Source organism: Hymenobacter sp. BT18 (assembly GCF_012273015.1).
Classification (GTDB): Bacteria; Bacteroidota; Bacteroidia; order Cytophagales; family Hymenobacteraceae; genus Hymenobacter; species Hymenobacter lutimineralis.
Genome location: NZ_CP050954.1, coordinates 3,818,258 through 3,839,696 on the forward strand (window position 1 = coordinate 3,818,258; position 21,439 = coordinate 3,839,696).

At 60.4% G+C, this 21,439-nt stretch carries 18 protein-coding genes; 10 read left to right on the plus strand and 8 right to left on the minus strand.

From position 1 onward, the window contains the following. Window positions 1-33: 33 nt before the first annotated feature. The 5 genes from HER32_RS16425 to HER32_RS16445 all read left to right on the plus strand — a co-directional run bounded on the left by HER32_RS16425 (window position 34) and on the right by HER32_RS16445 (window position 7,390). A complete protein-coding gene (locus HER32_RS16425; protein ID WP_168682641.1) occupies window positions 34-1,197 on the plus strand; it encodes an aspartate aminotransferase family protein in 1,164 nt (387 codons plus the stop codon). Between the two features lie 124 nt (window positions 1,198-1,321). After that, complete coding sequence (gene carA, locus HER32_RS16430) at window positions 1,322-2,398, plus strand: glutamine-hydrolyzing carbamoyl-phosphate synthase small subunit (RefSeq protein ID WP_168682642.1); 1,077 nt, start codon at window positions 1,322-1,324, stop codon at window positions 2,396-2,398. Between the two features lie 68 nt (window positions 2,399-2,466). Beyond that, window positions 2,467-5,703: a carbamoyl-phosphate synthase (glutamine-hydrolyzing) large subunit gene (gene carB / locus HER32_RS16435; RefSeq protein ID WP_168682643.1), complete on the plus strand. Its 3,237-nt coding sequence runs from the start codon at window positions 2,467-2,469 to the stop codon at window positions 5,701-5,703. Window positions 5,704-6,001: 298 nt separating this feature from the next. Then, window positions 6,002-6,955 carry an N-acetylornithine carbamoyltransferase gene (locus HER32_RS16440; protein WP_149071752.1) on the plus strand — a complete coding sequence of 318 codons (954 nt, stop codon included), beginning with the start codon at window positions 6,002-6,004 and terminating at the stop codon, window positions 6,953-6,955. Window positions 6,956-7,051: 96 nt separating this feature from the next. Beyond that, window positions 7,052-7,390 (plus strand): hypothetical protein, encoded by a 339-nt coding sequence (locus HER32_RS16445; RefSeq protein ID WP_149071753.1) that lies wholly within the window; start codon window positions 7,052-7,054, stop codon window positions 7,388-7,390. A gap of 100 nt (window positions 7,391-7,490) precedes the next feature. Here the strand turns inward: HER32_RS16445 and dinB are convergent, their stop codons facing one another. The 3 genes from dinB to HER32_RS16455 all read right to left on the minus strand — a co-directional run bounded on the left by dinB (window position 7,491) and on the right by HER32_RS16455 (window position 10,509). Then, on the minus strand, window positions 7,491-8,531 hold the full coding sequence (gene dinB / locus HER32_RS16450; protein WP_232066494.1) for a DNA polymerase IV: 1,041 nt from the start codon (window positions 8,529-8,531) through the stop codon (window positions 7,491-7,493). A 104-nt stretch (window positions 8,532-8,635) separates the two neighbouring features. After that, complete coding sequence (locus HER32_RS20255) at window positions 8,636-9,556, minus strand: energy transducer TonB (protein WP_149071755.1); 921 nt, start codon at window positions 9,554-9,556, stop codon at window positions 8,636-8,638. A gap of 17 nt (window positions 9,557-9,573) precedes the next feature. Then, on the minus strand, window positions 9,574-10,509 hold the full coding sequence (locus HER32_RS16455) for a DMT family transporter (protein ID WP_168682645.1): 936 nt from the start codon (window positions 10,507-10,509) through the stop codon (window positions 9,574-9,576). Window positions 10,510-10,697: 188 nt separating this feature from the next. Between HER32_RS16455 and HER32_RS16460 the strand changes: the two genes are divergently transcribed. The 4 genes from HER32_RS16460 (at window position 10,698) to HER32_RS16475 (ending at window position 15,844) form a co-directional block, all read left to right on the plus strand. Next, a complete protein-coding gene (locus HER32_RS16460; RefSeq protein ID WP_168683316.1) occupies window positions 10,698-11,984 on the plus strand; it encodes a replication-associated recombination protein A in 1,287 nt (428 codons plus the stop codon). Between the two features lie 247 nt (window positions 11,985-12,231). Continuing rightward, window positions 12,232-12,852, plus strand: a complete 621-nt coding sequence (locus HER32_RS16465) for a CPBP family intramembrane glutamic endopeptidase (protein ID WP_168682646.1) — start codon at window positions 12,232-12,234, stop codon at window positions 12,850-12,852. A gap of 205 nt (window positions 12,853-13,057) precedes the next feature. Beyond that, window positions 13,058-14,812, plus strand: coding sequence for a signal peptide peptidase SppA (gene sppA / locus HER32_RS16470; protein ID WP_168682647.1), 1,755 nt, complete (start codon window positions 13,058-13,060; stop codon window positions 14,810-14,812). 213 nt (window positions 14,813-15,025) lie between these two features. After that, on the plus strand, window positions 15,026-15,844 hold the full coding sequence (locus tag HER32_RS16475; RefSeq protein WP_168682648.1) for a purine-nucleoside phosphorylase: 819 nt from the start codon (window positions 15,026-15,028) through the stop codon (window positions 15,842-15,844). 389 nt (window positions 15,845-16,233) lie between these two features. Here the strand turns inward: HER32_RS16475 and HER32_RS16480 are convergent, their stop codons facing one another. From HER32_RS16480 to HER32_RS16500, 5 genes are all read right to left on the minus strand, one after another. Then, window positions 16,234-16,659: a lipocalin family protein gene (locus tag HER32_RS16480; RefSeq protein WP_168682649.1), complete on the minus strand. Its 426-nt coding sequence runs from the start codon at window positions 16,657-16,659 to the stop codon at window positions 16,234-16,236. 70 nt (window positions 16,660-16,729) lie between these two features. Continuing rightward, window positions 16,730-17,581, minus strand: coding sequence for a DUF4249 domain-containing protein (locus HER32_RS16485; protein WP_168682650.1), 852 nt, complete (start codon window positions 17,579-17,581; stop codon window positions 16,730-16,732). A gap of 20 nt (window positions 17,582-17,601) precedes the next feature. Next, window positions 17,602-19,863: a TonB-dependent receptor gene (locus HER32_RS16490; RefSeq protein WP_232066290.1), complete on the minus strand. Its 2,262-nt coding sequence runs from the start codon at window positions 19,861-19,863 to the stop codon at window positions 17,602-17,604. A gap of 172 nt (window positions 19,864-20,035) precedes the next feature. Further along, the gene (trxA, locus tag HER32_RS16495; protein ID WP_149071762.1) at window positions 20,036-20,341 is read right to left on the minus strand and encodes a thioredoxin; all 306 of its coding nucleotides are present in this window, start codon (window positions 20,339-20,341) and stop codon (window positions 20,036-20,038) included. A 73-nt stretch (window positions 20,342-20,414) separates the two neighbouring features. Continuing rightward, window positions 20,415-20,867, minus strand: coding sequence for a hypothetical protein (locus HER32_RS16500; RefSeq protein WP_168682652.1), 453 nt, complete (start codon window positions 20,865-20,867; stop codon window positions 20,415-20,417). Between the two features lie 266 nt (window positions 20,868-21,133). Here HER32_RS16500 and HER32_RS16505 point away from each other — a divergent pair, with 266 nt between their 5' ends. After that, window positions 21,134-21,424: an HNH endonuclease gene (locus HER32_RS16505; RefSeq protein ID WP_232066291.1), complete on the plus strand. Its 291-nt coding sequence runs from the start codon at window positions 21,134-21,136 to the stop codon at window positions 21,422-21,424. Window positions 21,425-21,439 lie beyond the last annotated feature (15 nt).

Below are 21,439 nucleotides of genomic sequence, written 5' to 3' on the forward strand. Positions count from 1 at the left end.
GTTCTAACCTCTCAGCTCTCACTTCTACAAACCATGGAGCTTTTCAACGTATATCCGCTCGTCAACATCACGCCGGTAAAGGCGCTGGGGGCGAAACTATGGGACGATAAGGGCCAGGAGTACCTGGATTTCTACGGCGGCCACGCCGTTATTTCCATCGGCCACAGCCACCCGCACTACGTGCAGCGCCTCACCGGGCAGCTGCAGAACATCGGTTTCTACTCCAACTCGGTGCAGATTCCGATTCAGCAGGAGCTGGCACGTAAGCTGGGCCAAGTGTCGGGCTACGAGGACTACTCGCTGTTTCTGTGCAACTCCGGGGCCGAGGCCAACGAGAATGCGTTGAAGCTGGCCTCCTTCCACACTGGCAAAAAGCGTGTATTGGCCTTCAAAGGCGCTTTTCACGGGCGTACGTCCGGCGCGGTAGCGGCTACCGACAACCCGAAAATTGTGGCTCCCTTCAACGCCGACCACGCCATTTCCTTCGTGGAGTACGACCTGGCGGCGGTGGAGCAGGTGCTGCAAGGCGGCGACGTGTGCGCGGCCATTATCGAGCCTATCCAGGGCGTGGGCGGCATCATCATGCCATCCGATGAGTTCCTGACTGGCCTAGCCGCGCTGTGCAAACAATACGGCGCGCTGCTGATTGCCGACGAGGTGCAGAGCGGCTACGGCCGCAGCGGCAGGTTCTTCGCCCACCAGCACGCTGGCATCCGGCCCGACGTTATTTCGGTAGCCAAGGGCATGGGCAACGGCTTCCCCATCGGTGGTATCCTGATTGCGCCGGAGCTGAAGGCGTCCTATGGTCTGCTGGGCACTACGTTCGGCGGCAACCACCTCGCCTGTGCCGCGGCGCTGGCCGTGCTGGAAGTTATTGAGCAGGAAGATCTGCTGCACCATGCTGCCGAGCTAGGCGCTTACCTGCGGCAGGAGTTGGTAGCCAACGCCGGGGCTGAGGAAATACGCGGCCGCGGCCTGATGGTGGGCATTAAGTACGACTTCCCCATTAAAGACGTGCGCGACAAGCTGCTCTCGGACTTCCACATCTTCGTAGGCAACGCCTCCGACCCAACGGTACTGCGCTTGCTCCCCCCACTGAACATCACGAAGGCTGAAGTTGACCGGTTCCTGCAGGCGCTATATGCCCTGACGGAGAAATCGGTAAACGTCATTCAGCAGGCCTCCGCGCTGGACTAAGGCGGTGTAGAGGCGCGACACTTCGCGTCTCGTCGGTGAACGGCCCGCTCTAATCCGCTGGCTTGTCTTCGTCAGCAACGATAGAGACGCGAAAAGTCGCTTCTCTACATCCCAAACACTATAGATGAACCAAGTAAAACTGATTCTGGAAGACGGCACCGAACTCGAAGGCGAGTCCTTCGGCGCGTATACCTCCGCGGCCGGGGAGGTGGTCTTCAGCACGGCCATGACGGGCTACCCTGAGAACCTGACCGATCCGTCCTTTGCCGGGCAGATCCTGGTGCTGACCTACCCGATGGTGGGCAACTACGGCGTGCCGGGCGAGGAACTCTACGAGTCCATTTCCCGCATCTTCGAGTCGGACAAGGTGCACGTGGCCGGTCTGGTGGTCAACTACTACTCCCAGGAGCACAGCCACTGGCACGCGGCCAAGAGCCTGGGCGACTGGCTCAAGGAGTACAACATTCCCGGCATCTGCGGGGTGGACACGCGCCTTTTGACCAAGAAGCTGCGCGAGAAGGGCGCCCTGCTGGGCAAAATCGTGGCCGAGGAAGATATTCCGATGCACGACCCGAACCTGGAGAACCTGGTGGCGCAGGTCAGCCCCGCGGGCGTGCAGCACTACGGCCACGGCCAGCACAAGATCGTGCTGGTGGACTGCGGCACCAAGACCAATATTATCCGCTGCTTTCTGGAGCGCGACGTGGAACTGATCCGCGTGCCCTGGGACTACGACTTCACCCAGCTCGACTACGACGGCCTGTTTCTCTCGAACGGCCCCGGCGACCCGAAGATGTGCCAGGCCACCATCAAGCACCTGCAGAAAGCCCTGCAACAGGACAAGCCCATCTTCGGCATCTGCCTGGGCTCCCAGCTCATGGGCCTGGCCGCGGGCGGGGACACGTTCAAGCTCAAGTACGGGCACCGCAGCCACAACCAGCCGGTCAAGCTGACCGGCACCCAGCGCAGCTACATCACCAGCCAGAACCACGGCTATGCGGTGGACCCCACCACGCTGCCGAGCGAGTGGACCATGCTGTTTGAGAACCTGAACGACGGCACCTGCGAAGGCATCCAGCACCAGACCAAGCCCTTCTTCTCCACCCAGTTCCACCCCGAAGCCGCCGGCGGCCCCCAGGACACGGAGTTTCTCTTTGATGACTTTCTCAAAGCGGTGGCCGCGTACAAGGCCGCCCAGTAGCATCACCCGATACCCGACAGCGCTTTTTTAACACGACCCTTCTCCCGGTCTGTTACCCAACCCCTAGAATGCACAAACCCAACAAAGTACTGATCCTCGGTTCCGGCGCCCTGAAAATCGGGGAGGCCGGCGAGTTCGATTACTCCGGCTCGCAGGCCCTGAAGGCCCTGAAAGAGGAAGGCATCCGCACGATCCTGATCAACCCCAACATTGCCACCGTGCAGACGTCCGAGGGCCTGGCCGACGACGTGTACTTTTTGCCCGTGACGCCCTACTTCGTGGAGGAAGTCATCCAGAAGGAGCAGCCCGACGGCATCCTGGTGGCCTTCGGCGGGCAGACGGCCCTGAACTGCGCCGTGGCCCTGTACCGCGCCGGCATCTTCGACAAGTACCAGGTGCGCGTGCTCGGCACGCCCGTGCAGAGCATCATCGACACGGAGGACCGCGACATCTTCAAGGACAAGCTCGACCAGATCGGCGTGCTCACCGCCCGCAGCGAAGCCGTGACGACGATGGAGGACGCGCTGGCGGCCGGGGAGCGGATTGGCTTCCCGATCATCGTGCGCGCCGCCTTCGCCCTGGGCGGGCTGGGCAGCGGCTTTGCCAACAACCCCGACGAGCTGCGCGCCCTGGCCCAGAAGGCCTTCTCCACCTCCGACCAGATTCTGGTGGAAGAGTCCTTGAAAGGCTGGAAGGAAGTCGAGTACGAGGTGGTGCGGGATGCTTATGACAACTGCATCACCGTCTGCAACATGGAGAACTTCGACCCCATCGGCATCCACACCGGCGAGAGCATCGTGGTGGCCCCGTCGCAGACCTTGAGCAACCGCGAGTACCATAAGCTGCGCAGCATCGGCATCCAGACCATCCGCCACCTGGGCATCGTGGGCGAGTGCAACATTCAGTACGCGCTGGACCCCTACTCGGAGGAATACCGCGTCATTGAGGTGAATGCCCGCCTCTCCCGCTCCTCGGCCCTGGCCTCCAAGGCCACGGGCTACCCGCTGGCCTTCGTGGCCGCCAAGCTCAGCCTGGGCTACTCGCTGGCCGAGCTCAAGAACAGCGTCACGCAAACCACCTCGGCCTTCTTCGAGCCCGCCCTGGACTACCTGGTGGTCAAGCTGCCGCGCTGGGACCTGGGCAAGTTCTCGGGCGTGCAGCGCCAGATCGGCTCGGCCATGAAGAGCGTGGGCGAGGTCATGGCCATCGGCAAAACGTTCGAGGAAGCCATTCAGAAGGGCCTGCGCATGCTCGACACGGGCCGGCGCGGCTTCGTGGCCAACAAAGCCGAGTCGCAGCTCGACCACGCCAGCCTGGACCAGCTGCTGAGCGAGCCCAACGAGGAGCGCATCTTCGCCATCAACGAAGCTTTCCAGGCCGGCTACGACGTGGACCGCGTGCACGCGCTCACGCGCATCGACCGCTGGTTTCTGCAGCGCCTCTACGGCATCTTCCAGCTGGGCCAAACGCTCGGCGAGAAGCGCCACAACGGCGGCCTTGACGCCCTGGATACGGCCCTGCTGCGCCAGGCCAAGAAGCAGGGCTTTTCGGACCAGCAGCTGGCCGTGCTGCTGCTGGGCCCGGCCGAGGTGAAGGCCAACGAGCTGCTCGTGCGCGCTCGCCGCCAGGCCCTGGGCGTGCGGCCCGTCGTCAAGCAGATTGACACGCTGGCGGCCGAATTCCCGGCCCAGACCAACTACCTGTACCTGACCTACCACGGCACCGAGCACGACCTGGAACCGGAAACCGACAAGTCGGTGGTGGTGCTGGGCTCGGGCGTGTACCGCATCGGCTCGTCGGTGGAGTTTGACTGGTGCGGGGTGAATGCGGCCCAGACCGTGAACGAGGAGGGCTACAAGTCCATCATCATCAACTACAACCCCGAAACCGTGAGCACCGACTACGACGTGTCGGACCGCCTCTACTTCGAGGAATTGAGCTACGAGCGGGTGATGGACATCCTGGACTTTGAGGCGCCGCAGGGCGTGATCCTGAGCACCGGCGGGCAGATTCCCAACAACATTGCCACCCGCCTGGAAGCGGCCGGCGCGCCCATCCTGGGCACGGCCGCCGCCCGCATCGACGAGGCCGAAAACCGCCACAAGTTCAGCTCCATCCTCGACGAGCTGGGCATTGCCCAGCCGCGCTGGAGCGAGCTGACCACCCTGGAGGCCATCTACGCCTTCGTCAAGCAGGTGGGCTTCCCGGTGCTGATCCGGCCGAGCTACGTGCTGTCGGGGGCGGCCATGAACGTGGTCTCGAACGTGCCGGAGCTGGAGGAGTACCTGAAGCTGGCCGTGGACGTCAGCGCCGAGTACCCGGTGGTGGTGTCCGAGTTCATCCAGGAGGCGAAGGAAATCGAGCTGGACGCGGTGGCCGACAAGGGGGAAATTGTTTCCTATGCTATTTCCGAGCACGTGGAGTTTGCCGGGGTGCACTCGGGGGATGCGACCATGTACTACCCGCCCCAGCGCGTGTACGTGGGCACGGTGCGCAAGCTCAAGGTCATTGCCGAGAAGATTGCCCGGCGCTTCCAGATCAGCGGGCCGTTCAACATCCAGTTCCTGGAGAAGAACCGCGAAATCCGGGTGATTGAGTGCAACCTGCGGGCCTCGCGCTCCTTCCCGTTCGTGAGCAAGGTCTCGGGCCACAACCTGATCAGGAAGGCCACGCAGGTGCTGCTGGGCGTGCCCGTGGCGCGCGACGCGAGCGAGCTGGTCTACGATTTGCCCTTCGTGGGGGTGAAGGCCTCGCAGTTCTCCTTCACGCGCCTGCAGGGGGCGGACCCGGTGCTGCGCGTGGACATGACCAGCACCGGGGAGGTGGGCTGCCTGGGCGACACGGCCGAGGAAGCGCTGCTGAAGTCCTTGCTGAGCGTGGGCTACCGGATTCCGGAGAAGACGGTGCTCATCTCCAGCGGCCCGCTGACCTCGAAGGTGGCGCTGCTGGAATCGGCGCAGGTGCTGGTGCAGAAGGGTTACCAGCTCTACGCCACGCACGGCACGCACAGCTTCTTTGCCGAGCACGGGGTGGCCAGCACCCTGGTGTACTGGCCCGACGAGCTGCAGGAGCCCAACGCGCTGAGCCTGCTGCGCGCGCGCCAGATTGACCTGGTCATCAACATTCCGAAGAACACGAGCAAGGGCGAGCTGGACAACGACTACAACATCCGGCGCACGGCCGTGGACTTCAACAGCCCGCTCATCACCAACGCCCGCCTCGCGAAAGCCTTCATCCACGCCTTCACTTCCCTCTCGCTCGAGGACCTGAAGATCAAAAGCTGGAACGAGTACAAGGCCCTGTAGACAGTTGACCGATTCCAAAGGGACGCCATGCGGATAAGCTCCGCATGGCGTCCCTTTGGAATCGTTCGTGTTGGGTCACGGAGCACTTACCAATCCCACTGGCGCGAGTTTAGCGTAGCGTAACTCGTGACCAGCCATGAGGTGGGGGTGTCCTTGCACTGCCGCACTAGCGGCAAGGCGGTTGATGGTTATCCACCTCGTTCAACAACTTCGTTCTACTGCGCGGCACAGCCTCGCCCGCATGATCGGCACGAGGTACGCTGCGCTAAACTCGCGCCAGGCTACATACCCTTTTCTCATGAAAAAATTCACCTCGTTCGCCGACGTACCCGACTACCGCGCCCTGCTGCACCAAGCGCTGGAGATTAAGCAGAACCCCTACGGCTACCAGCACGTTGGGCGCAACAAAACCGTAGGGCTTATCTTCTTTAATCCCAGCCTGCGCACCCGGCTCAGCTCCATCAAGGCGGCCTACAACCTGGGGGCGCAAGCCTGGGTGCTCAACGCCGGCGCCGACTCCTGGACCCTGGAAATGGCCGATGGCGCCGTGATGAACGGCGGCACGCAGGAGCACATCAAGGACGCCATTGCGGTGATGAGCCAGTACTGCGACGTGCTGGGCGTGCGCACCTTCCCCACGCTCAAGGACCGGGCCGAGGATTACGGTGAAGTAGTCTTCAACAAGATTCTGCAGTACGCCACCGTGCCCGTCATTAGCCTGGAAAGCGCCACGCTGCATCCGCTGCAAAGCTTCGCCGACCTGATTACGGTGGCCGAAACCAAAAAGAAAGAGCGGGTGAAAGTGGTGCTGACCTGGGCCCCGCACGTGCGCGCCTTGCCTCAGTGCGTGCCCAACTCGTTCTGCGACTGGTTCTCGGAAATCGACTGGGTGGATTTCGTCATCACCCACCCCGAGGGCTACGAACTGGACCCCAGGTTCACGAAAGGGGCGCGAATCGAATACGACCAGAAGAAGGCCCTGGAAGGCGCCGACTACGTGCAGGCCAAGAACTGGAGCAGCTACCAGCAGTACGGCCAGGTGCTGCAGAACGACCCGGCCTGGATGCTCACGCCCGAGCATATGGCCCTGACCGACAACGCTAAATTCCTGCATTGCCTACCCGTGCGCCGCAACGTAGAAGTAGCGGATGCGGTGCTGGATGCGCCCGGCTCACTCATCATTCAGGAGGCCGGCAACCGGGTATTTTCCATGCAAACGGTGCTGCACGAGCTGCTGAAGGAAAGTGTATAATTCGGGCACGGTATAACAATGGAAAGAAACCTGCGTTCAAGGCGAGGTCGAAATGGCCAGCGGGTCATTTCGGAAAGTTCACCTTAACCCTTACCCATGAAGAAGGTATTTGTCCTCGCCGCACTCCTCGTAACCGGTGCCACCGCTGCTAACGCACAAACCAGCACCACCACGACCACGACGGCACCCCAGCCTACGCAGAGCACAACCGTGCAAACCCAGACCGGGACAACTGTACCAGCCACCACGGGCACCGTGAATACCACCGTGACGACCACTCCGGCCCCCACCACGGCGCCAGCTCCGGCTCCGGCTACTACCGTAGAAACGCAGGCCGGTACGGGCGTTACCCAGTCGGGCGCTACCATGACGGATAAGCCAGCCGACGTGAAAGCCAAGGACAAGAAGAAGAAGTCGAAAGTGAAGGCTGACTAAGCTGCTTCACGCCACCTATTGCCGCACCGCCCAGCTGCCTTCCGGTAGCTGGGCGGTGTTGTTTTCCGGTGTCTGGAAAAGCGGCGGCCGATCTGCCAGGTCAGAATAGAAAGGCCAGTTGCTTGCCCACCGCTTCCTCCAGGGTTTCGAGGTTGGAAAGCGTAAGGCCCAGCAGGCGTACCCCTTTGGCTAGGGGCAGCACGCTGGCCGTTAGCTCCCGGCTTAGTTGCTCGGCCATGGCCTGGCTGCTAATCGGAGCCAGCAGCGTGCGGCTGCGGGTAATCTGCTGGAAGTCGGCGTACTTGACCTTAAGCGTGAGCGTGCGGCCCCGCACCTCCGCCCGCTGGCAGTAGCTCCACACCGAGTCCAGGCAGGGCTGCAGTCCTGAGAGTAGTTCCTCCGGCGTAGTCAAGTCCTGCTCGAAGGTGGTTTCCGAGCCCACAGACTTGCGCTGCCGGTCGGGGCGCACGGGGCGGTGGTCGATGGCGCGGGCAATGTGGTAGTAGTAGGAGCCGGCCTTGCCGAAGTGCTGGCGCAGGAACGTTTCCGTCTGCTGGCGCAGGTCGAGGCCCGAGAAGATGCCCAGTTGGTTTAGCCGCGCCGCCGTAGCCGGCCCGATGCCGTGAAACTCGCCCACCCGCAGCTGCTCCACAAAGGCCAGCCCCTGTGCGGGCTTAATCACAAACTGCCCGTTGGGCTTGCGGTAGTCGGAAGCCAGCTTGGCCAGAAACTTATTGTAGCTGATGCCGGCCGAGGCCGTCAGCTGAGTGTGGTGCAGGATGGCCGCCCTGATTTCCTGGGCTATCTGCGTGGCCGACTCAATGCCCTTCAGGTTTTCCGTCACGTCCAGGTAGGCCTCATCCAGGGAAAGCGGCTCTATCAGCGGCGTGTATTCCGCAAATATTTCCCGGATCTGCCGGGACACAGCTTTGTACACCTCAAACCGGGGCTTCACGAAAATCAGGTACGGGCACTTGCGCAGGGCCGTGCTGGAGGGCATGGCCGAGCGCACCCCAAACTGCCGGGCCTCGTAGGAAGCCGCTGCTACCACACCCCGGGCCTGGGAGCCGCCGACGGCCACGGGCTTCCCGCGCAGCGCGGGGTTGTCGCGCTGCTCCACGGAGGCGTAGAACGCGTCCATGTCGAGGTGAATAATTTTGCGGATAGCGGCGTCCAAACGAGCAGGGAAGAAGACCAGCCGCAAAGGTCGGCACCGGGCACACAGATGCCAAGCCACCGCCCGGCCTAGTGAGGGATGGTAGTGAATGCTTCCTGGTACAGCTTCTGGTCTTCGGTGCCCAGGCGCGCATCCAGAACTGCTTTTTCGCTCAGAAAGCGCGGGGCGTTGGGTTGCGCGAAGTCCCATTTGCCCACGTACTGCAGCTGACCCGGCTGCAGGGTAAACGAGTAGCGCCGGTCGGTAAGCGCGCCGCGTGCCGCTTTACGTAGCGCTTCGGTGCCGTAGGAATACTCATACCACTGCAGCACGTAGCGGCCCGGTGGTAGCGCTACGCAAAACTCGTTTTCAGGGCGGGTGCGCACGATGGGCTTCACGCTAATGCGGTAGAACTTGCCAGTGGTGAGGTTCAGCAGCCGCACGTATTGCGGCAGGCCCCCACTGCTAAACCCCAGCCGTTGGAGGCAATGGCCGTAGATAACGCCTTTGCCCGCGGGGATTTCGCCCTGATTGGTGCTCCAGCTTCGGGAAGGAAGCACAAGGGCCGGGCCCGGAAATAAATCCAGCGAATCGGCCGGCATACCAGCGGAGATATTATCAATGGAAAAGGTGACCGGTACGGTGAAAAAGACATTAACCGGCCGGCGGTTCTGGGTGCCCGGCTGCCACTGCACGGCTTGCAGGCGTTGGGCGGCCCGCAGAGCTTCGGCATCCAGGTCGGGCCGTAGGCCTTGCTTGATGGTGATGTTGGTGACGTGCCCGGTGGAATCAACCACAAAGGCCAACAGAACTTTGCCCTGAATACCGTCGCGCAGGGCTGTAGGCGGGTAGCGCAGGCTGTCCGTTACCAGCTTAAACAGGGCTTTGGGGCCTCCTGGAAATACGGGCATGGTTTCCTGGTAGCCCACACGGCGCCGCGTAGTATCAGCAGACTGCGCCAGGGTAGAGTAGCTGATCAGCAGCCCCAGAAAAAGGAAGTAGAAACGCATATAGCCCGCAAGATACCTCAATCCTGCACCGGCTCCAGGGGTATGGCGGCCGAATCGGGGGTAGCGCGCGGCTTGCGGCTCACCAGGAACACGCCCCCAAAAATGAGCAGGGCTTGCAGGGCCTTTACCAGGGTGAGGGTGTCTTTGCCAAGAGCCACGGCAATGCCCACTGCCAGGGCCGGCTGCAGGTAGATGTAGGCACCCAGCAGGGCAGGGGAAGCGTACTTCAGGGCCCAGTTATTCAGCAAGTAGGCCATAATGGTCAGGCAGATAACCATGTAGGCAATGGCTGCCCAGATGCCCGGCGGAAAGCTGGCGTAGTCGGGGGCCAGCACCTGTTGCCAGCCGGCCGGCACGGCAATGAAGGCACCAACCAGGAATATGCGCGCCAGCACCGTGAAGGGGTGGTACTTGCGCATCAGGGGCATTACCACGACCAGGTAGATGCCGAAGGCCGTGGCGTTGAGCAGAATGTATACGTTGCCGAGTAAGCCATCCTGCCCATTGGCCGCCACCGGGCCCCGGCTCAGAATGATGCTGGCCGCGCCCACAGCGGCCAGCGCAATGCCCAGCAGCCGGGGCAGCGTAATCTTTTCGCCCAGCAGCACCACCGAGGCCAGTACCGTAACGACCGGGGCAATGGTTTGAATTAGCGAGGCGTTGATGGGCGAGGTGAGATTCAAGCCCGAGAAGAACAGCAGCTGATTCAGGCCAATGCCCAGGATGCCGCTGGCCAGGGCCCGCAGGTTATCGGCGCGACCTTGGATACGGTCCTGCGGGGCTACAAGGCGGCTGAGCACCCCAAAAAACACGGCCGCGCCTACGATGCGCAGCACCACCAGCCCAAACGGGCCCATGTAGCGCGGCATCACGTCTTTGGAGATGCTGTAGTTGGCGGCGTAGATCAGGGCCACCACAAACAGGGCCGCGTGCACCTTCACTGAGTTTTTCATGCACAACGAAGGTAGCAGCCCGAACGGTAGCTTTGCTGACCTTTGCGCCCTGTTCGCGTATAGGAAGGCCCTGCAAGTACTTTTTCCTGTGTGGTTCCAGGCCCCATACCCAGACCGCGCTATTTCCTTGCCCTATGAGTACCGGTTCTCTTTTCGATGCGGATGCCCAGTCTGCCCCCCACGCCCGCATGGCTGCTCCCGCCCCGGGAGCCCCGCTGGCGGAACGTATGCGCCCCCGCACCCTCGACGACTACGCCGGCCAGCAGCACCTGATTGGGCCCGAGGGCGTACTGCGGCGCTACCTGCAGGCCGGCCGCCTGCCCAGCCTCATCTTGTGGGGGCCGCCCGGCGTGGGCAAAACCACCCTCGCTAACCTGCTGGCCCAGGAGCTGGGCAAGCCCTTTGCCTCGCTCAGCGCCGTGAATGCCGGCGTGAAGGACGTGCGGGAAGTGATAGAGCGGGCCAAAAAGCAGCGGGGCACCGTGCTGTTTATCGATGAAATTCACCGCTTCAGCAAAAGCCAGCAGGATGCCCTGTTGGGTGCCGTGGAGCAAGGCATCGTCACGCTCATTGGGGCCACCACCGAAAACCCCTCGTTTGAGGTTATTCCGGCCGTGCTGAGCCGGGCCCAGGTGTACGTGCTGGAGTCCCTGGGCAAGGATATCCTGATCGGCATCGTGGACAAAGCCCTGGCCGAAGACGAAGTGCTTGAGCAGCGGAACGTGCGCATGCAGGACTACGGGGCCCTACTCACCATTTCTGGGGGCGACGCGCGCAAGCTGCTCAACCTGCTGGAAATCGTGGTGGAAGCCAGCCGCCCCGACCCCGAAACCGGCCAGGTCGTCATCACCGACGAGGTAGTACAACAGCTGGCCCAGCAGCACCTGGCGCGCTACGACAAAGGCGGGGAAATGCACTACGACGTCATTTCGGCCTTTATCAAAAGCATCCGCGGCTCTGACCCCAACGCGGCCCTCTACTACTTGGCCATCATGCTGGAAGGGGGCGAGGACCCCAAGTTCATTGCCCGCCGCCTGCTCATTCTGTCCTCCGAAGATGTAGGCCTGGCCAACCCCAACGCGCTTATGCTGGCGCAAAGCTGCTTTCAGGCCGTGGCCGTGATTGGCATGCCCGAGTCGGATATTATTCTGGGCCAGACAGTGGTGTACTTGGCTACCTCGCCCAAGAGCAACGCTAGCTACAAGGCTATTCGGGAGGCCCGGGCCTTCGTGCGCCAAAACGGGCCCCAGCCGGTGCCCATTCCCCTGCGCAACGCGCCTACCAAGCTCATGAAGGAGCTGGGCTACGGCAATGAATACCAATACTCCCATGACTACCCCGGCAACTTCGCCTTCCAGGAGTTTCTGCCGGAAGCCCTCAGCGGCCGGCGCTTCTACGAGCCCGGCCACAACCCCGCCGAAGCCAAAGCCCAGGAGCGCCTGCGCCAGCTCTGGGGCGAGAAGTACGGATATTAGGTGAAGTAGTGAAATTGTGAAGTCCAGCATGCCCCTGGCGGCAGTAGTAGGCACCTGGCGGCAGACTTAGCCCGCGCAGCGGGCTAAGTCTGCCCGCCGAAGGATAAAAGCCAATCTCCAGACTGGCGGCCGCGCCAGCGGCCATCCGGCATCCTAAGGCGGGTTATTCAGCGGGGGAGACGCAACTGTGGGTCTCTGTGCCGTTTACAAACCCGCTATAATGGAGGTTAAATCTAATGTTAAATTCATGAAAGAGTTAATAAAAGATAGTGTGCTGCGCTATGCTCATGGGTTTTTATTGGGAAGTTTGACGGTATTGGTAATTGTAATTGGTCAATATTGCTTTGCTTTATTAGATCTGACGCCAACTGCTGGCTTTACTGTTGGTCTATTTTTTACTTATTTATTAAAAACATTGGCAGTTGCTTTTTTCGAAGAGTACTTGTTTAGAGTAGTCTTATTGAAGTACATTGGTATAATATTCAATAATGTATATTTTTCAGTCCTATCTGCTAGTATTATCTTTTCCATAGCGCATATTGGTAACGAGTATTACACAATAGCTGCATTTATATCTCATTTCCTTGGAGGTATCATGTATTGCTGTGCGTACGTTAAGACCAAAAATATTTGGCTGCCTTTTGGCCTGCATTCTGGTTGGAATCTTGCGCAGGTGATATTAGGAATGACCATGAATGGGTCTGATTATAGGGGTTTATTCAAAATAGATTTTTATCTAAGGGAGATATACCAAGGTGGTGATTATGGATTTGAGGGCGGTATTGTAGCTATAGTAGCCAGGCTTTTTATACTAGGGTATTTGCTATTTGTATACAAGGTGAAAGCAGTCAGCTCAAAGCCCATCTAGTGTAAAGATCTGTGGACGCTTGGCCAGGGATGACCCGGCCCACCCCAACAAACCTAGAGAGGCGCTGGTTGCCATCCACTCATGCTGCCCATTACCCGCCGCCTGCCCGCGTTGACCCGCCGAAACGGCCCGTTGGTTGATTTGCCAGAATCAGGGCCGCAAAGCCGCTACTTTTGTTAGCGTACCGAACTCGCTAACTTTTCCGATGAGACAATTCTTAAAGTATGTCCTGGCCACGCTCACGGGCCTTGTGCTGTTTGGCGTCGTAGCCTTTGTGCTGCTCCTGGGCTTCATTGTAGCCGCCGCTTCCTCCGAAAAAGATGTAACCGTAGCCAGCAACTCCGTGCTGGAGCTCAAGCTCGATAAGCCCATTGCCGAGCGGGGCTTCGAGAATCCGTTGTCCTCGATTACGGGGGGGCAGGCCACCACGGGCCTGGACGAGTTGAAAGCTGCCATCCGCCGCGCTAAAACCGATGACGACATCAAAGGCATCTTCCTGAACCTGGAGATGGTACAGGGGGGCATGGCCACGATGGAGGAAATCCGCCACGAGCTGGTCGAGTTCAAACAGGGCGGCAAGTTTGTGGTGAGCTACACCGACGCGCAGTCGGAGAAAAGCTACTACCTGGCTTCCGTGGCCGATAAGCTCTACCTGAACCCCCAAGGTACCCTGGAGTTCAATGGCCTCAGCTCCGAGACCATGTACTACAAAAACCTGTTCGACAAGCTGGGCATTCAGGCCCAGATTTTCCGGGTAGGCTCGTTTAAAAGTGCCGTGGAGCCGTTTTTCCGCACCAACATGTCGGATTCGGCCCGCCTGCAAACCTCGTCCTTCCTGAACTCCCTCAACGGCGCTATGCTGGCCGACGTGGCCAAGGCCCGCAAAATTGCTCCCAACCGCCTCAAAGTCATCAGCGACTCGATGCTGGTGCACAACGCCGACGACGCCAAGCGCCTGGGCCTGGTAACGGACCTGGGCTACTACGACCAGGCCACCGACTACATAAAGGGGAAGCTGGGCGTGGAGAAAGACGAGAAGCTGAGCCTGGTGTCTTTGAGCGACTACCTGAAAGCCGAGGATGAGGACGAAAACAGCAGCGGCAACCGCATTGCCGTGGTGTACGCCGATGGCGACATCGTGACGGGCAAGGGCGGCAACGAAAACATTGGCAGCACGCGCTTCGCCGAGGCCATCCGCAAGGCCCGCCTCGACAAGAAAGTGAAAGCCGTGGTGTTGCGCATCAACTCGCCCGGGGGCTCGTCCCTGGCTTCCGACATCATCTACCGCGAGGTGATGCTCACCAAGAAAGTGAAGCCCATCATTGCCAGCATGTCGGACGTGGCGGCCTCGGGCGGCTACTTTATTGCCATGGGCTGCGACACCATCGTGGCCAACCCCACTACCATCACCGGCTCCATCGGCGTGTTTGGGGTGCTGCCTAACATCGAGCCGTTCCTGCGCGACAAGCTCGGCATCACCACCGACCGGGTAACCACCGGCAAGTTCTCGGACTTCCCCACCGTGACGCGCGCCCTCACGCCCTTCGAGCAGCAGCAGTTCCAGAAAGAGGTAGACCGCATCTACGCCGACTTTACCACTAAGGCCGCCGCCGGCCGCCGCATGCCGGTAGAGCGCCTGCGCGGGTTTGCCTCGGGCCGGGTATGGTCGGGCACCGAAGCCAAAGCCCGCGGCTTGGTAGACGTGCTGGGTTCTTTCGACGATGCCCTGCGCATTGCCGCCCGCCGCGCCAACCTCAAAGCCGATGACTACCGCATTCAGAAGCTGCCCCGCCAGAAAACCTTTGCCGAAAACCTGTTCAGCTCCTTTAACGAGGAAGCCCGCCTGCGCATGGTGAAGTCGGAAATGGGCCCGCTCTACCCCATGTTCGAGCAGTACAAGCAGCTCTCGGAAATGAAAGGGGTACAAATGCGCGCCCCCTTCGTGCTGAACGTGGAATAGGTTTCTAGTTGCTGGTTGTCAGGAGGCGCCCCGACTGTCATCCTGAGCAAAGTGAAGGACCTTCTTTCGCCGGAACAATAGTTGTTCTTGCGGGAGAAGGTCCTTCGCTTTGCTCAGGATGACATACTTTTTCTCAACCTTGCGGTTTCTTGCCTGCGCCTGAATAACCAGCAACTAAAAACCAGAAACCCGAAACCCGAAACTCCCTTTGTGATGCAAGACCTCCTCGAAGCCGCCGAATACCTCCGCCAGCGCCTGCCCGATTTTCAACCTGAAGCCGGCATTATCTTGGGTACGGGCCTGGGCGCTCTGGCTAAAGAAGTGGCTGTGCAGCACCGTTTCAGCTACGCCGAGATTCCGCACTTCCCAATTTCTACGGTGGAAAGCCACGCTGGCGAGCTGCTGGTGGGCACCCTGGCCGGCAAGCGGGTGCTGGTCATGCGCGGGCGGTTTCACTACTACGAGGGCTATACCATGCAGCAGGTGGTGTTTCCGGTGCGCGTAATGAAGCTGCTGGGCATCCGGCACCTGTTCGTGAGCAACGCCAGCGGCGGCCTCAACCCCGACTACGACTACTCCGACTTGATGCTGCTGGAAGACCACATCAACCTGCAGCCCACCAACCCACTCATCGGCCCGAACCTCGACGAGCTAGGCCCGCGCTTTCCCGATATGATGGAGCCCTACGACCAGAGCCTGCTCGCGCTGGCCGAGGAGGCCGCGCAGGAGCTGGGCTTCACGCAGTATCTGCGCCGGGGCGTATACGCCTCCTTGCCTGGTCCCATGCTCGAAACGCCTGCCGAATACCGCTACCTGCGCACCATCGGGGCCGATGCGGTGGGCATGAGCACCGTGCCCGAGGTCATTGCCGCCGTGCACATGGGCCTGCCCGTGCTGGCTGTATCCGTCATCACCGACCTGTGCGCCCCTGGCAAACTTAAGAAGGTAGACATTGCCGACATCCTGCGCACCGCCGCCGTAGCCGAGCCCCGCCTTACTGCCCTGCTACAGCAGGTGCTGGAAAAGCTGTGATTTAATGTGCTGGGCTTCGCGAATGTGAGAAATGTGAAGAATGTGCTGATGTGAGGGAATAGGCTGCGCTAATGGGGAATGGGCGGAGGTGCACTCCGATGCTGGTGTGCACCAACGGAGCGTGAGGGCGCTGCCTTGTGGGCGGCTCACAACTCAATTGCAGGCCTTGCGCAACCGGGTTATGAGCCGGCTGCAAGTAGAGTTACAGGCGGCCTGTGACTCTACTTGCAGCCGGCTCATAACCAGATTTACAGGCCGCTGAGGAGCACCGCCCCGCTGTAGCCCCTTGGCGCAGCCTATTCCCTCACATCAGCACATTGCCCACATTCCCTTGACAGTAGCACATTCTCCACATTTCTCACATTAGCGAAGCCCAGCACATTAACCCCCTATTGCCGGGAGAAAATATGCTGCTCCAGCAACTGGTCTTTGTTGATGAAGCTGTATACCAGCGTGGTATTGTCAACGGTGCCCAGGTTATAGGTAGCCGTAGCGCCTTTGTGGTCGGTGATTTCCAGCAGCATGTTGTTCTGGCCCGTAAGCTTCCAGGTGCCGGTGGTGGTCGAGTTGTCGTCCAGCTGCGTTTGGGTGTAGGTACCGTCGCTCTTGAACTGTCGCTTGTAGCGGTCCTTGATATCGTTGCCTTTGGAGCTTGATTGGCCGCCTACGGCTACTTCATCCAGCCGCCAGGTGTAAAGCAGGGCGCTGGCCGAATAAGAAGGTGCCGGGTCGCAGCCGCAGGAAGTGTTTTCGCAGCTGCTCACCAGCCCAAATACAAAAAGAAAAACCAGCGCGAGGGAAAACGTACGGCTCATAGCTGCTACAAGGAAAAGGTGGATGCTACCTGCTAAGAGTCCGCCCGGCGTGGCTACGTTGCACCCCAGGCTATTTTATCACCACCGTGCGGCGCTGGTAGCTCAGCACGGTGAACACGCCCAAGCCGCCCTGTACCGTGCTTTTGATGCCGGCGGGCTGAGCAAAAGGGTTGCCGTTGGCCCCGCGCGCATCATCTACCGACTGCATAAAGTCGGCGTAGGCCTTATCCAGGTGGTAGAGCGTGACGACGAGCGTATCGTTGGGCGCAAACTCATAGCTGGTGCCCAGCGTAAATTCCCGCCCATTGTTCAGGCGGTCCTGCGGGTTGTAATCTACTTCCGGGTCTTTGGACACACTGTCGCGGTGAATCTGGAAGCGGTAGTAGTTGCCAGCCTCGGGCGGGTCCTGAAATCGTACGAGTACGTAGGCCTTGCGCTGCGCCTCGGGCTGGTCGTTGAACTTCCACTCCACCGTGTCGATGGGCACAATGGCGGGCATCGTGGCCGTGCCCGTAAGGTGGCGGCCCTGCTCATCCGTAACGTCGAGCGTGAATACGTCGCCGGGCCGGGCTTGCAGCGGCGCGCGGCCGCGGTGGGTATAGGCTTTCTGAGTGATTGGGTCGAGGGCAGGGGCGAACCGCAGCGTGTCGCGCCACCCCGCTGGCCCCCCTAGTATCACTTGCACCTGCTGGGGCAGGCTGGGGCTGGGGTCGGCCAGGTATTCCGTCGTTTCCGTCACGGTCAGTTGGGGCACTTTGCCGGGCTCCAGGTAGCACTCCACCACCAGCTGGGCGGGGTAGGCGGGAAGCTCCACGTCGATATCCTGCTGCAGGCCGCAGCTGCTGAGCAGGGCGCACAAGCCCAGCACGCCGAGGCCCCGCTGACCGCAGTGCGCCGTCCCTAAAATCCGTGAAATCTGCATAATCCGCATGAATCCGTGGTTCAGAATTTGAAATTATACGTCACCGAAGGAATAACCGGAAACAACGACACCTGCCGGGCCCGGTAGCCGATAACCTGGCTTTCGTCCTCGTTTTTCACTTGGTCGAAAAACACGAAGTAGGGGTTGCGGCGGTTGTAGGCGTTGTAGATGCTGAACGTGAGGTCTGATTCCGTGAACCAGCGTGTGGGCTTCATCTTCCAGACCACGCCCAGGTCCATACGGTGGTAGGCCGCCAGGCGGTAACCGTTGCGGTTGGGGTACACCGGCACGGCCGAGGCATCGTCGCCATAAATATCCTGAAAGATGAAACGCGCCAGCGGCAGGGTGGTGGGGTTGCCGGAGCTCAGGGTAAAGGAGCCCGTCAGGTTCACGCGTTTACTAAGCTGGTGCAGGCCGACCACCGTCAGGTTGTGGCGCCGGTCGTAGGTGGGATAGAATAGCTCCCCGTTGTTGATGCCCGACGTGCCGCGCTGGGCCGGGAAGCGCCGCTTGGTCCAGGAAAGCGTGTAGCCTACCCAGCCGGTGGTGCGGCCGGTTTTCTTTTCCAGGTAGATTTCGTTGCCGTAGGCGAAGCCTTTCCCAAACAGAAACTCCGCGTCCAGGTCGGGGTTCACGAACAGCTGCGCCCCGTCGCGGAAGTCAACCTGGTTTTTCGCCCACTTGTAGTACACCTCGTTGGTGAGTAGCCACTGGCCTCCCGCAAATAGAAAGCTCGCCCCGGCCGACACCTGCTGGCTGCGCTGGGGCTTCACGGACAGGCGCGAGGGGTACCAGATATCCGTGGGCAGGGAGGCGCCGGAGTTTGTAACCAGGTGCAGGTATTGGTACATCAGGGCGTAGTTGGCCTTGAGCGTGAGCTTGGGCGAAAGGGTGTAGCGGGCCGCCGCGCGCGGCTCCAGGCCGGCGTAGGCGTCGGTACCGCTGCGGAAGCCCGTCAGGCGCAGGCCGCCTTCCAGCTGCCACCGGTCGGAAGCCCGGAAGTTGTCGGTGGCGTAGAGGGCGCCTTCCTGCCCATCGTAGCCCACGTCGTCGCCGAAGCTCAGGCGCCCATCGGTGGAGCCGGCCTTCAGGCGGCCTACTCCAAAGCGGTGCTGGGTGCCCATGGCCCCAAAGCGCACGGTGTGCCGCTCGTTAGGCGTGTACTCAAAGTCCGTTTTGAGGGTGTAGTCCCGGATAGTGGACGAGAGGTTGAAGCTGAACTGGTCGAGCTTGTTGGCAATTTCGTACTTGTAGTGCGTGAACGAGGCCGAGGTGTTGGCGTACAGGCGTGGGCTGAACACGTGGTTCCAGCGGGCTGAGGCCACAGCATTTCCCCAGTTGAAATTGAAGTTGAAGCCACCCGTAGAGTTGAAGCCAAACTTATCCTGCCCGTAGTAGCCGCTCAAATACACCCGGTCTTTTTCGCCCAGGGTGTAGTTGGCCTTGGCGTTGAAGTCGTAGAAGTAGTAGTCGGGAATGGGGTTGAAGTCCGGGTCGCCCTCGTTGAGCTGGTTGATCCGGCGGGTAAAGATGTCGAAGTAGGTGCGCCGCCCCGACACCAGAAATGCGCCTTTGTTTTTCTTGAGCGGGCCCTCCACCGTAAGGCGGGAAGAAATAAGGCCCAGGCCGCCCGTCACGCCCAGCTTCTGGTTGTTGCCCTCGCGCAGCTTCACATCCACTACCGAGGAGAGACGCCCCCCGAACTGCGCCGGAAAGCCTCCTTTGTAGAGGTCCACGCTCTGCACGGCATCGGAGTTGAACACCGAAAACAGCCCGAATAAGTGATTGGGGTTGTACACCACCGCATCGTCTACCAGTACCAGGTTCTGGTCGGCCGAGCCCCCGCGCACGAACAGGCCGCTGGTACCCTCGCCGCCGTTTTGCACGCCCGGCTTCAGCTGCAGGGTTTTCAGGATATCCACTTCCCCAAACAAGGCGGGGAGTAGCTTGGCCTCGGTAGCCGTGAGCCGCTCCACGCTCATCTGGGTGCTTTGCTGTTTCTGCTCCAGGGTGCCGCTGGCTTCCACCACCACCTCGCCCAGTTCGTTGCCGGCCGGGGCCAAGCGAAAGTCCAGCTGCTGGCTATTGCGCAGGTTCAGGTCGCGCTTCACCGTCTGGTAGCCGATGAAGGATACCACCACCTGGTAGCGTCCGGCGGGCAAAGAAAGCGAATAGTTGCCCTGCTCATCGGCCGTGACGCCAGCGCTTAGCACCGGCACCGCCACGGTGGCGCCCGGCAGGATGCCGGCCTCACCCAGCACCCGGCCGCTCAGGGTAACCATGCGCTGCTGTCCCGTTGCCGGGCCAGCCCAAAAAGAAAGAAATCCAAAAAGAAGTGTTCCAAGAAGTAACGAAATCCGCATCAGCCCTAAGCTATAACCCACCAAACAGCCACAAAGGTAAACGCCTGGGCGGGGGTGGTTAGTATAGCAAACCCGGTTCCCCGGAAAAAGTCTACAAATACGGCTGCATGGCCTGCTGCAGCTGCTGAGCGGGCACTACGCCGGCCTGCCGCCACACGGGCTGCCCTTTATGGAACAGAATAAGCGTTGGAATGCTCTGCACCCGAAACTGCTGCGCGGCGGCCTGGTTACGGTCCACGTCTACTTTAATCACCTTGAGCTTGCCCTGGTAACTGGCCGCAACCTGCTGGAGAATCGGGGCCATGGTTTTACAGGGGCCGCACCAGTCGGCGTAGAAATCCACCAGCACGGGCATACCGGGGGAGTTGATAAGGTCGGCAAAGGATTTTTTAGGCATGGCAGGAAGATTTAAAACGAAAAAGCGTCCGGGGCTACGGCCCCAGACGCTTTGTTACGAGAAAAGTGAATAGTTATTTTCGATTTTTTTCCACCACGGTTACGTCATTAGCGGTTACGGGAAACTCAAACCGCCCACTCACCACGCGCTTACCAGCTACCTGGCACTCCCACACGTAGCGCCCGGGCTGGGCTTTGGCGGCTTCACCGGCCTCCGACTTAAAATAGTCTCCATTGGTGGGGTCGGCCGGGTACATCACGTCGGCCCCATTCTGGCCTTTTTCAATTTCCTTGGTGAGGATGTACACCTTGCCCGTAGCCTGGTTGGTGACCATGAATTTGGCAGTGTACGTTCCCAGAATTCCAAATTTATCCATGACACCCAGGCGGATGTAAGCGTCGGTAGATACCATCCAGGTTTGGGCCTGGGCCGTAGCCGGGCGCATAGCCAACATAACCAGCAAAAGGCCGGCTACGCGCAGCAGCTGCTGGAGCCGCGAAGAAAAGGCAAAAGTAGAGGTGTGCATGCTGAACGGAAGTATATGAGTGAAACCGCGAGGAAGAAAACAGAGCGTAGAAAAGAAGCTAAATCAGGTAAGACACGTTTGATTGGTGGGTGGATATCATCTCGTGTAATCAAATATAAACAGGAAGCGCGGGAATTATATCAACCACTCACTATTCTTTTTTGTGACGCAGGCGTATGGGGAGCCAAGAAAACCCCATTGCGGAAGCTGTTAACACGTAGTGCGTTGTGAAAAAAATGCGTTCAAATAACGTACCAGAAATAGTTGTGCCGGTCCGCCCGCATTCCGCCGAGGCCGTATGCCAGCTTTGCGAGCGGGAAGTGCAGCGCACTTCGCGGCATCATCTGGTGCCGCGGGAAGAGGGTGGGCGCCATGGGCCCACGGTAGCCCTCTGCCAACCCTGCCACAGCACCGTGCACACGCTGCTGCACAACAAGGTGCTGGCCCGGCGTTATCACTCCATCGACCTGCTGCGCCAAGCGGAAGAGCTGCAAACCTACCTGCAGTGGATTCGGCGCAGCCGGGTGGAGCGCATTCGCAACCGCCGCAAAAAGTGAAGTACGACGCGCCGT

Coding starts and splice junctions, on each gene's coding strand:
- HER32_RS16425 (WP_168682641.1), top strand. CDS start 34: ATGGAGCTTTTCAACGTATATCCGCTCGTCAACATCACGCCGGTAAAG.
- carA (WP_168682642.1), top strand. CDS start 1,322: ATGAACCAAGTAAAACTGATTCTGGAAGACGGCACCGAACTCGAAGGC.
- carB (WP_168682643.1), top strand. CDS start 2,467: ATGCACAAACCCAACAAAGTACTGATCCTCGGTTCCGGCGCCCTGAAA.
- HER32_RS16440 (WP_149071752.1), top strand. CDS start 6,002: ATGAAAAAATTCACCTCGTTCGCCGACGTACCCGACTACCGCGCCCTG.
- HER32_RS16445 (WP_149071753.1), top strand. CDS start 7,052: ATGAAGAAGGTATTTGTCCTCGCCGCACTCCTCGTAACCGGTGCCACC.
- dinB (WP_232066494.1), bottom strand. CDS start 8,531: ATGGACGCGTTCTACGCCTCCGTGGAGCAGCGCGACAACCCCGCGCTG.
- HER32_RS20255 (WP_149071755.1), bottom strand. CDS start 9,556: ATGCGTTTCTACTTCCTTTTTCTGGGGCTGCTGATCAGCTACTCTACC.
- HER32_RS16455 (WP_168682645.1), bottom strand. CDS start 10,509: ATGAAAAACTCAGTGAAGGTGCACGCGGCCCTGTTTGTGGTGGCCCTG.
- HER32_RS16460 (WP_168683316.1), top strand. CDS start 10,698: ATGGCTGCTCCCGCCCCGGGAGCCCCGCTGGCGGAACGTATGCGCCCC.
- HER32_RS16465 (WP_168682646.1), top strand. CDS start 12,232: ATGAAAGAGTTAATAAAAGATAGTGTGCTGCGCTATGCTCATGGGTTT.
- sppA (WP_168682647.1), top strand. CDS start 13,058: ATGAGACAATTCTTAAAGTATGTCCTGGCCACGCTCACGGGCCTTGTG.
- HER32_RS16475 (WP_168682648.1), top strand. CDS start 15,026: ATGCAAGACCTCCTCGAAGCCGCCGAATACCTCCGCCAGCGCCTGCCC.
- HER32_RS16480 (WP_168682649.1), bottom strand. CDS start 16,659: ATGAGCCGTACGTTTTCCCTCGCGCTGGTTTTTCTTTTTGTATTTGGG.
- HER32_RS16485 (WP_168682650.1), bottom strand. CDS start 17,581: ATGCAGATTTCACGGATTTTAGGGACGGCGCACTGCGGTCAGCGGGGC.
- HER32_RS16490 (WP_232066290.1), bottom strand. CDS start 19,863: ATGGTTACCCTGAGCGGCCGGGTGCTGGGTGAGGCCGGCATCCTGCCG.
- trxA (WP_149071762.1), bottom strand. CDS start 20,341: ATGCCTAAAAAATCCTTTGCCGACCTTATCAACTCCCCCGGTATGCCC.
- HER32_RS16500 (WP_168682652.1), bottom strand. CDS start 20,867: ATGCACACCTCTACTTTTGCCTTTTCTTCGCGGCTCCAGCAGCTGCTG.